This window comes from Maribellus luteus (assembly GCF_003576475.1).
Taxonomy (GTDB): domain Bacteria; phylum Bacteroidota; class Bacteroidia; order Bacteroidales; family Prolixibacteraceae; genus Draconibacterium; species Draconibacterium luteum.
Map to the genome: position 1 here is coordinate 1 of NZ_QWGR01000020.1, position 14,459 is coordinate 14,459.

General features: G+C 43.8%; 8 protein-coding genes. 1 reads left to right on the forward strand and 7 read right to left on the reverse strand.

From position 1 onward, the window contains the following. Positions 1 to 587 (forward strand): site-specific integrase (locus tag D1614_RS21560; RefSeq protein WP_147384340.1); only part of this gene is annotated, 587 nt, incomplete at its 5' end. Between the two features lie 322 nt (positions 588 to 909). Here the strand turns inward: D1614_RS21560 and D1614_RS21565 are convergent. The 7 genes from D1614_RS21565 to D1614_RS21595 form a co-directional block, all read right to left on the reverse strand. Then, entirely contained in the window at positions 910 to 2,556 is a 1,647-nt protein-coding gene (locus tag D1614_RS21565) for a glycoside hydrolase family protein (RefSeq protein ID WP_119440073.1), read from the reverse strand. A 93-nt stretch (positions 2,557 to 2,649) separates the two neighbouring features. After that, on the reverse strand, positions 2,650 to 5,598 hold the full coding sequence (locus tag D1614_RS21570) for a glycoside hydrolase domain-containing protein (RefSeq protein WP_119440124.1): 2,949 nt from the start codon (positions 5,596 to 5,598) through the stop codon (positions 2,650 to 2,652). Positions 5,599 to 5,747: 149 nt separating this feature from the next. Then, complete coding sequence (locus D1614_RS21575) at positions 5,748 to 7,565, reverse strand: right-handed parallel beta-helix repeat-containing protein (protein ID WP_119440074.1); 1,818 nt, start codon at positions 7,563 to 7,565, stop codon at positions 5,748 to 5,750. 17 nt (positions 7,566 to 7,582) lie between these two features. After that, the gene (locus D1614_RS21580) at positions 7,583 to 8,995 is read right to left on the reverse strand and encodes an endo-alpha-N-acetylgalactosaminidase family protein (RefSeq protein WP_119440075.1); all 1,413 of its coding nucleotides are present in this window, start codon (positions 8,993 to 8,995) and stop codon (positions 7,583 to 7,585) included. 36 nt (positions 8,996 to 9,031) lie between these two features. Then, positions 9,032 to 10,711 (reverse strand): right-handed parallel beta-helix repeat-containing protein, encoded by a 1,680-nt coding sequence (locus D1614_RS21585; protein WP_119440076.1) that lies wholly within the window; start codon positions 10,709 to 10,711, stop codon positions 9,032 to 9,034. 101 nt (positions 10,712 to 10,812) lie between these two features. Next, positions 10,813 to 13,581 (reverse strand): beta-galactosidase, encoded by a 2,769-nt coding sequence (locus D1614_RS21590; protein ID WP_119440077.1) that lies wholly within the window; start codon positions 13,579 to 13,581, stop codon positions 10,813 to 10,815. 12 nt (positions 13,582 to 13,593) lie between these two features. Then, entirely contained in the window at positions 13,594 to 14,454 is an 861-nt protein-coding gene (locus D1614_RS21595; protein WP_119440078.1) for an endonuclease/exonuclease/phosphatase family protein, read from the reverse strand. Positions 14,455 to 14,459 lie beyond the last annotated feature (5 nt).

Here is a 14,459-nt window from a genome sequence, read left to right on the forward strand (position 1 = left end):
CTTATAAGAAATACAAAGTCCCTCTCGCGGAAACGAATCGAGACTTTTTAACTGCAGCTGAACTTAGTGCTATTCAGGATAAAGAAATAAAGATTCAACGTCTCGATGCAATCCGGGATATCTTCGTTTTCGCTTGTTACACCGGTCTCTCCTACTCCGACATTGCCAAACTGCACAGAGATCATCTTCGTATGGGAATAGACAAAAACGACTGGATTTTTATTGATCGAACTAAAACCAATAACCGCTGTAGAATACCTCTACTTCCTGAAGCAAAGATCATCCTGGGAAAATATCAAAACACTCCTCAATACCAGGTAAAAGGTTTGTTATTACCGGTTCTTACCAATCAGAAAATGAATAGCTACCTAAAAGAGCTAGCCGACATCTGTGAAATCAATAAAGAGCTCACAATGCATGTTGCAAGACACACTTTTGCCACTTCGGTCACTTTGGGGCACGGAGTTCCTATCGAAACTGTTTCTAAAATGCTTGGACACATTTCACTTAAGACCACACAGATATATGCGAGGATCGTTGACAAGAAAATTTCTGAAGCTATGGAATTGATAGGCCAAACTGGGTAATAAGAAAAAAGTCAAAATTTGAGGATTAACACATCAATGTCCATTGCGAAGTTGCAATGGACATTGTTTTTTTTTGGTGTAGGATTCGAATCCTGATAATCCAGAATATTATCAACAGCTTTCTGTGCCAAACCTGAAACAGAAACAATAAACTTATTATCACTATTCCGTTTCTTTAGCCAGCCCTGAATGAAGCTGCACTGTTATCAATTGTTACGTTTTGAATGCCGCAATGACCACAAAAGCAATACTGCCCCCAGTTCAGTTATAACTGAAATTAAAATCTCAATTGACTTTTGCCCAAATAGGAGTAATTCGTAATTTATTCCTCAAACAAACGCACTTCCTGTTGTTTTGCTTTTATAGTAAAGATGGCATTTTTATCTAATATTTCTGAATACTTCAGTTCGATAATGTTTTTTTCGAATGGAGCCAAGGCGGATACACTAGCTTCAAAATTAACAACTTCTCCATTAATCTGACCTTCTACCTGAATCTTCGTTTCTTTAGAACTCACAAGTCCATAATTGCCTACTTCTATCAGGACAATCGTTTTACCATTCTTATGAGAAACAACCGGCTTTCGGGCTGACAGAATTGGGGCATCATACATCAACCAGGGCAAGCGGGCATAACCAAACAGCAAACTTCCATCCTTGTTTTTCCCAAGCAGTTTAGCCGCAAAGTTTTCATCGGTTAGTCCATTTCCCTTACCATCAAAGAATAGGACAAGGTCTTTTCCTTGTTGCTCTGTTTTTACAAGCTTACTCCCCCGGCCGAAGTTAACTTCTTCGGCAGCACCAAAACGAAGCGATTCCAAATCGATGTCTGTATGAGGATCAAAACCCGGTTCTGCTTCAATTTTTACCCGGATCAATGGGGTGTCCTCTGTGATTTCCTCCACATCAAGAATCGTCAGCAGTTTTCCTTTAGTCAGTGGGATGCCGATGTTCTTTGAACTGTGATGGTCATTGCCTAAATCGCCCCATTTGGATGAATCGATCACGGCAAAATTAGCCTGATAAGCCCGGCCATACTCATCCTGAAGCATTTTGATGCGCTCGTATTTATACCAGTCCTCGACTGTTCCGTCTTCGTATTTGGCAATCCCGGGCATGTAAGCTTCACCGGGTTCCACTTTCCAGTCGATGCCATTCGGCGAACGAAGGTAATAAGCAATGCGGCCATACCAATCGTTGACGATCATATGGTACTGAATATGCGTCCGCCAGATAACCGGGTCTTCATAGCGTCCGTCAAAAGCAGGATAGACTGACTTGTTCGTTACTTGGTAATAAGGCGATAGGCCGGTTTCACTCATCCAGATCCCACCACCACGGCAAACAGCCAGGTAGGAGCCGTCTTTTCGTTGAGCAAAACTTACGTTCGACAAGCCATCATGAATCTTCCGGTCTCTCGGATCGAATGTAAATTCCCCCTTCGTCCAAGGACCATTTAGCCCGTCAGCAATATAGTAGGCATTGATTACATAAATGACATACCGCCCGTCTTTCAGCCTGAAAAACTCCGGATTATGCCCTTGTCCAATGGTTTCACCCCGCACCTGGAAGGGCCCCTGAGGATTTTCGGCTACCGCATGGACCACCTCGGATTTTGGCCATTGCATATGCCCTTTTTCAGAATTTTCGGGCCAACGGCAAACAATTAGATGGTACTTCCCATCATCGCCCTTTCGGATGTTTCCTCCCCAATACGACCACTGCGGATCTTCAATACCATTAGCCGTGTAGCGGGGCCTTACCGCATCAGCCCCCCAGGTATCGGAAGTCAGTTCTCCAATTGGAGGGATGGCTTCAAAGCGATCCATAAAGCGGCCACCCAGTACAAGCTGTTTCCATTCCTCAGGACGCTGGCGCTCAATATCCTGGGCATTTAAAGGGGTGAATTGCAACACCCCACATACAACCAATACAAAGCAAAAAGAATAGTAGGAGTTTAGTCGTTTCATTGTTTGATAATTTGATTCGTTGATTATTTGTCTTTTTAAAACTCGGAACAACCATTCGTCAAGAGTTTTACACTTATTTTTCAGAAATCGTATTTATTGTTTCCCTTCTTCAATTATAAGCAGCCATCCCTTCTTGCTTTCAATTGGAATTTCATCTGTAATAGCAAACTGAGCGGATAGCTGAAAGTCTGCTATTTCCGGGGTAATTAGTCTTGCATTTGCCGACGAAAAACCAATTCTATCCCAATCCAGGTTCAGCTTAACTTTTTCCGTCTCATCCGACCAGTTTCCCAGTGCAATTAAGGTTTTGCCATCGCGGATATAAGCGGTTGCCTTCACCTGGGGGTTATTGGTTAGTACAACAGGCTCTTTCTCCCAAAAACCAACCATTTTGGATTGTTCGATACCAAATTCATCCCAAACCTTCCATACAGGACGAGGGTCGCAGGTTACGCCTTCGGTTACCCAGGGGTGCCGAACCGTCATGCCATACACCATGCCCAACCAACGGTTGCCTCCTCCGTGAAGCATGTCGCCCATCAAACCAAATGGAATTCCAGATACTTCAACCAGCCAATTGGCAGGCTCCATATCGCTATACATAAAGCTCTCTCCAAACCAGAGTTTATCCATATACGGAAAATACTCGGTGTATTGTGTGGCCGGACCTTTACTGAAACCCGTATTGGAGTGCAAATCGATCAAACATCCCGGTTTCTCCCGGTCAAGCACTTTTCGGATACGCTTAACAGTGCGGCGATCATACGAAACATCATCGAGATACAATCCGTCGATATCAACGTGGCGCACCAGCCAGGCCAATCCTTCAATATAGTAGTTGTACCAACGCGAATCACCAGGGGCATTTACAATCGATGCATCAGCACTTTTATCGGGAAACCACTGGTACCACTGCGGCCGGTAATTAGAAACCAGGTGCTCGCGCAACCACGGGTAACCGCCTCCGCGACCGTCGCCCAGAATCTCATCACCCAGGCTACGCAACGCCCATAGCTCGGTGGTATAATTGGTCAGTTCGCGGATGGTATAGTAAATTTTTACTTTTTGCCCTTTCTCATGCATCCGGTCCACAAACCATTTCATGGAATCGACCGCTACAAAAGGATAATTGATGTGGGGATTGTAGTTGTTTGCATGGTGCAAATTCACAATCTTAACACCACTTTCTAAATCTTCGTCCGACGGTACGGGCTGCCCACCATTGTGGTAATATCGATTGGTAAATTGGCTCTTGTAATCAATATCCTTAACCGGGGTTAGCAGCATACTCCATTCAAAAGTCAGCTCCTCCCCTTTCTCCAACGAACGCTTACCGCTATAAACCAATGCTTTTACTTCAGAAGGAGTGCTTTCAATACGAAAACCACCCTGATCGTCATTGTACCAACTTGCCGGATAGTCAGGGCGATAAAGATTTAGCAGAGGCCCGCTGTAGCTGCTCCCCCGTAATTCGCACCACAGTCCGGCATGCGTATTGCCAATCCAAAAACTGTCATGCGGCCCGTTCCACTTTGCCGAATGTTTTTTGGGGACAACACCTCCGGGCAAGTCCATGCCCATCATATATTCGGCGACCTCCTTTTTAAAAGGAATTTCCAAACGAATATCTTTTGCTTCAACTGGCTTTAAAGCTTCTACGCTTAATTTATAATTGATGTACCCGTCAGCTTCGATGGTTCCAACGCCCGATATTTTTAGATTGTCCGAATAACTTTCCCAAGCTCCAATCATCTTTCCCGGGGCATTTTTCACCAACTGTATATTTTGGGGTTCTGAAAACTGCTCTTGGCCTTTTGGAGTTTCAACCACAAATGAAATGGGACGATTCAGAACTTCCGTTTCTTTCACTTTAAACGAGCCCGGGAATCCGTTATCAGCAATAGTCATTGTTTTTCCGGTAAAACCATAGGTACTTTCCCCGATAAATGAGATTGGCTTGTAACCGTTGGTTGGTTCATCATCAATGCCCAATGTGGAGTTTAACCAGCGTAGGCGCGAGTGCCTCCAGGCCTCACTATCTCCTCGGTCAGCCAGCATTTCATTGCCAATTTTCAACGAAAGCTGTACAGTTTGTTTTTCCGTGTTTTCAGCCCAAACGCTTGCTGTTCCCTTATAGGTTCCGGCTGGAATATCCTTCGAAATATCCACTCCAATCCACAGTGGCTGTACATTTCCCTGAGCTAGGTCTACCCGCTTTACAAACGGATCGCCATAAGGGCCAATTCCCCCGGTATTGAAGCAAGTCAGTTTATCGGCTGCAATTTTATGATCGTCGTTTTGCAAGCCTGAAAACTCAATTTTTAGATCCTGCAAATCCTTTCGGGCAGCAAAAACACCTAGCTGAAAAGCATAGTATTCATTTTTAAGCGCTTCACCCTTAAAAACCGTTGAAGGACCACTTTCAATCCATTTTTGAGGGATCTCATCAAGCATACGAATCGGGAATAAACGATCCTCAGGGAAAATCAGGAAGTCTTGAGGATGCCTGTTTAAAAGAGAATCTTTCTCTGACTTGAGAGCAATTACCTCCATGGGGTAAAAGTTGTCAAATTCGGTTCGCGACTGAAAATCAATCAGCCTTGCTTTCAATAGCTTGGCAACATCAAGCTTATGCTCCCAATCAGCTGCGGGCTTCGCTTCCGGCTTTAAATAACCTTTATTGTAAAACCCATAGTTCTCCTGAACCAAATAAGGCAAGTAATAGAAAAAGTATTTCCCGGGCTTTTTCAGGGGACCGAAAGCCAATTTACAACGCTCATTATCCACCGCAATTCGATGAATATTCTGAATGGTGTCCCCACTTTCATGGATAATAATGAATCGCTTTTCAGCGGGATCTCGATCGTGCCGACGCCAATCAATATCAATCAAAGCAGCTTCTGCTGATTCTTCAACCTGAAGCACGGCACGATGGTTTCCAAGTGATTCTTCCCAGGGATTCTCAGCAACACTGTAAATCGACTCCTTCTTTGACATACAGCCGGATAAGAATAAGATCATAGAAAAAAGGAAATATTTCATCTGTTTTAAGTTTAGAACCAAGACACCAGCATCAAGACACGAATGGCATTTCAATTACTCTTACGTGCGCTCAAAAACTTTGTCATGGATATTTTAACTGATTTTAATTTTGATTCTTTACCCTTCTAATCGCCACCTGGGGGACAAGCTTAGTTACCAAATATTCCTTTCGGAACAGTTTTCACTTCCGATTTTTTCATGTTCAATACATCAAGAGCCTGCCCCAAGAAACCGTTAAATCGGTTATTTTCCACCTTTACCCCGCTACAATGCTCGAGCTTAAAATGGGCAACCGGCATTTCATCTGGCTTAGAAAGTGGTTTATAATCTACCTTGTTGTTATTAAACTGCAGGTTTCTCACGGACCGGGCAAATAAAACCGGGCTCCCCAGGCATTCAAAAACATTATCTTCTATCTGGATATTGGAGTGGATATATCCATTCTTCGGAAAATTATGCGTCTCCGGTTGAATGGAAATCACATACCCCTTTTCGCCTTGCGTGAAGCCACATTGTAGAAATCGGTTTCCGCGAATAGTCACATCACCAACCGGTCCGGACTCATACCAATAATTACAGTCGTTGGCAATAAGGATGGCATGCATCCCCGTGCGATAAAACGTATTGTTTTCTATTAAAACTTTTCGCCGGGTGGAAATAAGCAATCCCCTTGTGCTCGTTCGCTCAAAATGACTGTTGCACACAATCACTTCCGGAGTCCAGCTCACATTTTCCACACAATCACCTTTTTTAAGATCTTCAGGAAGGTGTTCTTCCATTTCCAATACGATTTCGCGCTTGGAGATCATTTGAGCTGTCTTCACTTTTCCAGAGTTGTAAATCATCAAATTTTCCGGATTGACAAAAGCCACGGAATCACCGGCAAAGAATGCTTTAAATCCATAGGTTTGGTGGTGCATAAAGCGAAGTATGAGCTTGTTATCTCCTTCAACTCTGGTGATTTTAAGATGGGTACCATGCACATTCATCGGATCATCGTGCGAACCTGATGTACGACAACTATCCACCTCTATTAACCCTTTGCATCCCGAAAAATGAAAACAATCAGCAAAAGCAGCAATGGTTCTCCCCGATTCTTTGCGAGGTGCAACAGCAACTTTTTTGAATGTTATATCTTCGGAGAATTGGGAAATAATGCCCATCCCATGAATGTAATGCAAGGAAACATTTTCCAGCACAATATTTTTGCTAAGGTCGATAAAAGCCCCGCAGTTATCTCGGTAAGGATCACGAATGGAGAGCACATCGCCTTTCTGAAAACCAGCCTCCGAAACATCACCATTGAACACAACTGTATTTGCTGATTCCTTTGTAGCTTGGAGTCTCTCAAAAGCCTTCCAGGAAGTCCGGTAAACCAGATCCTTTTCTGGATTCGTAACAACGGTATGCAAAGGTTTGGCCCCCCAGCCTTCTCCATAAAACAGAAGCTGATTATTGTGCACATCAAACCGGGTATCCGGATGAGCCTCCAATTTGGTCTGGTTAGACGATGTTTCAAGTAGCTTAAATTCAGCCATGGTCGGTCGCTCGTAATCAAAACAAATATTCCGGATGGTTACATTTTGACTGTTTAAGATGGCAAACGAAACCATTTTCCCATGTAAAACCACCAGCGTATTGTTTCCATCAATCGTGATATTGGAAAAGCCATCCAGGCAAATTGCCAGGTTTTTTACTTTCGAGAGCGTATCATCTTCCGTCGTGTTCGAAATGTAAAGCTCTTTTTTAACTGCACCTTCGGGCCATAAGTCCACACGACCGCCCGGAAACTTCAGTACGACCTCTTTCTCATCTTTAGCTGCTTCCAGTGCTTTTACAATAGCTGGCGATGCATTTTCATACGACCATGGAGTTACTCCAAAGTCAAGGAGATTAATTTCTTTAGCGCCAGCCAAATTGCAGGCCAATAGAAACAACAGGAATAGACAACATGATTTCAATTTCATAAATCCCAAATTTCAAATTACTTAACCAAAGGCCTTATGATATAGGGCTTTCCCTTTTCGATCTTAAGCGAAAAGACTCCATCCGTTACCTTAATCTCCCTCTCGTTCTTTTCACCATTTACTGAAATCTCCTGAATCCGGACTCGGGACCCCCTTTCCCAGTCGCCCGGTATGGTGATTTCCCGTTCTTCTGATTTAGTGCTATAAACAGCTAGGCTCGTTTCATTTTTCCACACCACAGGAAATGCCACAAACCCCTTTTCCCTCAAAAGGCGATCGCCCTGAAAAACGGTGCTATCGGCCAACGAAGTCGTTACATTATCTGAAAAACGGGCAATACGCTCATCTCCTTCACCCTCAACTTGAATACGTACATGTTTATTCAAGAAAAAATACTGCAAACAGTTTAAGTAGAACTCGTTCACAAACTTTTGCTTCCACTCCTCGTCATTTGGGTTCTTGTGCAATTGAGGAAAAATATTTTCGCCATACATACTTTTCCCAAACAAGAAGCCAAGTCCAAAGTCGGTGTACTCCAAATCGCGATTCAGTCCGCTTCCCGTATAAGTACTGGCCGGATATCTGAGGTAATCCTCTTGCGAAAAATGGTTAAAATGCCAGGCAAAAGGAATTTTACCAATCATGTAATCCATCACCCACTCACTGGTAGCGTCAATACCTTGTTGATTCCAATAGGCAAGCACTTTCTGCTGATATTTGGCTTCGGTTACTGCCGATTCGTAATGTCCTTTGCTTTCGCGCGCAATCCACGCGTCAATATGAATGGTTTTCCCTTCACGCAAAGGTGGCAGCAAATCCAACAGACGATCAATACGCATTTTAGCATAGCCACTCTCCCACTCGTTCTTGTAGTTAATTTGGTAGGCTTTCCGGTTGTTATAATTGCCAATCACCATCAGGTTGCCATTGGTAGTTTTCGAAATCAAATCATTTTCCAGATACTCCGGCCATAACGGACTGTCGTCATAAGCATCGGTCATATTGATGTGAAGGCTCACCACGGTATGGTATTTACGGGCTTCTTCCATCAGCCAAATCAGGCTTTCGCGGGCCGTTGCATCCTGTTCTCGTTTCAGTGCTTCATTCACCCCAAAAAAGGCCGGATATTTATCGTCATGTCCGTTATACTGCCAACCTACGAGATAAATGATTTTAGGCACTCCCAAAGTTAGCTCATCTGTGATTTTAATAATCTCCATAGCATCTTCAAAAGTATTGGCCACCATTGGCTTCCCTTCACTATCGGGTTTAGAAAGAAACAGTTTCATCACCAGCGTTTGCGAATAATCGTGATTAAAATCAGCAAACACGTTCTCTTGTTCACCACTAATTTTCGAAGTAACTCCGTAACAAACATTTCCGACAAGCAAGCCGGCAAGTATTAACAAATTAAGTATTAATCTTTTCATCTTTATTTTTCAAGTCATTATCTTATTTAAAACGTATCAATCACTGACAGAAATTTTTTCAGTATACCTGACCTCAATCTTCTGTTGACAAGAAGAAAAAGTGTTGTTTTTCAACTCTACACCCTTAGCTCCCCGAATGGAGATTCCCACTTCCGCATTTTCTCCCTCTATTATATTCTGTACGATGGCTATATTTTTATGAATACCGGCCTTGGTATCATCCGGTGCCTTCACGTTGACTGCAATTCCGCAGGCACCGTTATTTGTCGCATCGCCTCTCCCGGTTCTCATAATCCGGTTATTACGGATGGTAACATTCGCAGAGCCAGGCCCCTCGCGCCAGTCGCCCTCGGCACCAATGTGAATAGCCGTACCCGTTCCCTCCCGAAAAGTACAATTCTCGATCAGCACGTTGCGGGTTTTTACCAGTACACCACGCGCCAGATGGCTGCCCACGTATGAATTAACAAATTCGAGTTTCGGCAGTCTGGTAACATCAATCAGGTAATAGTCATTGAAATCGCCCGGAAGCTTGCGATTTAGTGTCAATACACTTTTCCATTCTCTTGGAAACGTGTCCACTTCCACAACGGTAAGCGAGTCAATCACCTCCAAAGTTGTTTTCTTTACAATTTCAAGGGCATTCCCAATATCCGGAAAATCAAGTACGCATGCGTGTGTGCACCAGCGATCTTCCAGCTTAATTTCATACGAGTTATTGCCTAAATCTTTGGTTATTTTATGATAGTACCCATGCACATTCGTAGCGTCATCTCCTTGCCCTTCAAACATGCAACCATCGAAACGGATCAGGCCGGTACAGGAAGTAAAGTGCGTAGCATCGGTATTGGTAGACTGGTATTTCCCTGGAGCCGGTACAATACGAAGTCCTTCCATTAATACATTGTGCGAACGGTGTCCAACAATTCCCATCCCGGGCTGAGCATGAATGGTCACCCTCCTCAACACCGTGTTTTTTGCTTCGTGAACCAAAATAGCCGGACGGAAGTGCATCATGTGATTCATCAAGGCAACTGTCCCAAGCATCTCCGGTTTTGCTTTGGTGAAGATGCGCACCGTTTTTTCATCCAGCTTACGGGTTTTAAACGGATGATACAGCGATTGCCCCAGTAAACGGTTCTTCTGCAGGTCCCAAAACATAATCCGGGTAATGGTCATGTCATCCCCTAACCACTGTACATCAGTAAGCTCCACATCCAGAAACTCTTTATCAACGTTCACCACTTTTCCTTCGCTGTGTGGAATGGTTTTGTAATCGATGGTCAAGCCTTCGATGGTGATGTCCCGGCAGTTTTCCAGCGACACAGGCTCCATCCAACCATGGCACAAAAGCGTAGCACCTTCAGCCATAATCCGGAGATTATTCACTCCATTGAAATCGATCCCACGTGAATATGGGAAATAGGGTGTATACACAACATCCTGTGGATTCTCTCCTAACTTGCCTGCCATGATGTCATTCATCAGCTTGATCGCTCCCGCATCGGAAATATCATATACCCCCGGGGGCATTATTAAAGTTTCAGCTCCACTTTTCCGGCACTCATCAATGGCTTTCTGAATCGCTTCACGATCATTCTTGCCATCGTTGGGGAGGGCACCATAATCAGTTACATCAATATTTTGAGCTTGCAACAGAATGGTTGTCAACAGGACAAAACTCATTAAAATCAGTCGTTTCGGTATATTTTCCATCGGTTGGTCTTTCAGGTTAAAAATAGGTTTAAGTCAATTTTAAAGACTCACTTCATCGGAAATTGGGATAAAGCCCTCAATTTTTGGGATGAATAAGGCGACTAATTTTCGAGGTCCAACTTGAAACGATATTCAGGATGTAGCTCAATCGTTGTTATTGCTGCCTGATCAAGCCCTGTTTTATCGACATACTTCTCGAAATAAATATCCGGGTTTGCCCTATCAAAAGCCTTGGCCCGCAACAAAAGTGGGTTATCCTGCAAACGATCCCGGTAACGATTGATCCCAATCACCCAATCTGTTCCATCAAACAGATAATCGCTGATCAGTTCTTCGCCAAGATAAGCGTCGGCGCGATCGCCTCTAAAGGAAATGGCCAGTCGCAACTCTTCTTTACCAAATAGCATATCAGCGGGAAGTTTGATTTCGTAATAATCCAGTCCATCGTCTTTCCGCCACTTGAAAGAAGGCAGTTTGTTTTCACCCTGCCAGCCAAGTCGATTAACCGGCATCCTGTTTTCTCCAACCGACTCCCAAGTCTGGTCCGTAGCCCAATGTAAACGACTTCCATTGTTCATCAGACTTTCAATTTCGCCAATAAACTGCAAGCCGGGATTCTCTGATTCAATACGAATATCGTTTACCCCATTATTGAATGTGCCATTCAAATCAGCCTCCCAGTAATTCCCGTTTTGCTTTAGGTCAATTAATATGTTATTCAAAAAAGCCGAAACCGGCTGTGAAGCGGAACATCGAAGTGTTGCCTCTTTCACTCCGGCCAATGAGCGGGCATCCAAAACCTTAGTGATTATGCTTTTCCCGGTGTTGCTGGCAGACTCAATCCATTTTGATTTTTCCATAGGACGATAGCCAACAGCTTCAACAGGTAGCCTTAAAATATCTTTTTCAAAATCATGAACCTCAAAAATTCCATCTGTTGGTTGATTTACGGATAGCTCGGGATAAATTAAGACTTGCTGTTTGTTGGCTTCCGCGAAAAGGGTCAGTTGCCCATCCTCAATAAAAATCCCGGATTCGGTCATTGCCAAATATTCTGTATCGGTATTTTTAAACTTCCATACTTTATCCGATTGCTCCTCAGTCAAAGTCAGGACTTTTATCACTGAACCATCTTTCTGTTCAATTTCGATAAGGCAATCCGTTCCCGGATTTAAATCAGATACAAAATATCCATTGGCTTCCTTCCTTACCTTCCCGTTGGCAGCCTTTATATTCTTTATCCCACCAGCACTGAAAAAATACTCAGCAGGAATGGCATCGTCTCCGAAAAATGCCCACAGTTTATCTTTTCCGTTCTGAAGCTTTGCGATGGGCTGAACCGTTGCGTATTTTAGTTGAACCTGCCCCATCTCCAGGTTAAACGGCCACATAAAATAGGCTCCATCTTTAATGGTAACGGCTGTGCGCGGAATCTTCAAAGTCTCCGTTTTCAACTTTACCTCAAACTGCACATTCTCAAAATTCTTTCGGGAGCGCTTATAAAGGTAGTTCGAGCAAAACAGATAGCCCTGATTGCCATCGGTGCGAACGGCCCATTGAAGGTTGGCCGTGTCATTGTTGGAAGCAGGGAGATAGGCAACTTGTCTGGCTAGGTCGCTCCCAAAATCATTCATAAAATAGTTGTACTTTTTGGTTTCACTCATTACAGCACCAATTTGCCCAAACTCTCTCAAAGGGGCTTGGTAATCATATGAAACCCGACTGGTTGACGACTCCAGCGTCGTCAGTTTGCCCACCTGGTTACTTCCTCCGCTATACATGTAATACCCCATCAGGTTCACGCCACAGCCAAGCCGAAGATTGATATTCGCTCCGGCCATTTCTTCCGGCACAATGGGACGGCGATGATAAAAACTGGGAGTCCCCAATCCGACTTCACAGGTAAAGTAAGGCGATTCCACTTCCTGCGAATTAAGCGATTGTACTTCACCGTCGAGTTGTATTAAATCGGTCCCGATATTATCCGACAAGCGGTTGTAGCTAAAAAATTGAAAGTTACTCACCGGCAACTCATCAGTTCCCCGAGTCCAGGGCGTTTCGATATAATAGCCGGCATAAGGAATGATCTCTTTCTTCGGATAATCAGAGGCCATCCAATGAGTCATGGAATAGACAGGAACGTCAAATCCTTCTTCAATGGCAATCTTTTTTAGCTCCATCAAATGAGACACAACATGCCCTTCGGTTACATATTCATTTTCGAGCTGTAAGCCCATAACCGGACCCCCATCCTTATACAGCAAGCCTTCAACCTGTCTGAACACCGCCTGATACCACCTCCTGGTATATGCCAAATAGAGCGGGTCGTTATAGCGCTTGCGGATATACGTTTTTTGCATTAACCAATCGGGAAGACCTCCGTTACGGCATTCTGCATTGCAATACGGGCCAAACCGCAGGTGTACCAGCAGCCCGACTTCATCGCACAGCTGGATAAACTTCCGTAAGTTATTGTTTCCGGTCCAGTTCATCTGCCCTTCAATCTCCTCGTGATAAATCCAAAGAACATACGTACTAACAATGGTTATTCCCGAAGCCTTCATTTTCAAAAGGGTTTCTTTCCAATAGCGATGGTCATAACGACTATAATGAAATTCGCCCATAACCGGAAGAACCGGCTCTCCGCCAATAGTCATGTAAAGACTGTTCAATTCAATCTCCTGACCGCCAGGCCCCGGATTCCCCATCTGAAAGTCACCCTTCAGAACCGGATAGCTTATTTTCCTCAAATCAATCTGAAAATCCGTTGCATAAAGGTCATTGTGTAACAACATCAATACCGCTAGCAAAAGGAACAACTGCCTGGCTGGTTGAGCAATATTTCTAGTTTTATAGTTTAAAAGAATCATTTTGCGGAAGTTTTATTGGATACTATTTGTAAGGATTACCACAGGATGGTGGTCAGAAGGAAATTGCTTGTTTCTAAAGTCAGTTAGCACCCCATAATGGCTGACCTCAACCTGCTTGTTCACGAAGATATAGTCGATTCGTGCTTGCTGAGCCTTTCCAAAACGAAAGCCATTAAATGTCCCTTCCGGACCATAGGGCTTTTTCGCGCTCTTCATTTTACTATCATAAAGGCCATTACTTGTCAGTTCTTTATAGGCCGGGCTATCGGGAGTAAAATTGAAATCCCCCATGACAAAAACCGGTTTGTTCTCAACCATGCTTTTTATGGTGTCATTCAGCAGCCGGGCACTTTGCAGGCGCGCTTCTTTACCCACACTATCAAAATGGGTATTAAAAACGTAGAATTGACTTGTTGAATCCAACGTCTCAAAAAGTGCCCAGCTACAAATACGTGTATAGCCTGCATCCCACGAACGGCTGACTTTTTCAGGCGTTTTTGACAACCAGAAGGTACCCGATGAAAGAACTCGAAACTTGTCAGCCCGATAAAAAATAGGATTGAATTCTCCCTCGTTTTTTCCATCTTCACGAGCTACTCCAATCCATTTATAGGCGGAGAGTTGCTCATCAAAATAGTCGATTTGATGACGATGTGGCTCCTGCATTCCCACCACATCCGGCGAATGAAAATCAATCAAACCTATTTGAAAATCCTTTCGGTTTGCCCAGTCATTCTGTTTGGGCTTCCCTTTGTTGAAAATTGACTCATCATACCGGACATTGAAAGTCATTAACTTTAAATTGGTTTGGGCCGGGGCAATGAGCTTGGAAAATGTAAACAGCACCAGCAATATTAAGTGTAATAATTTCATAAGTC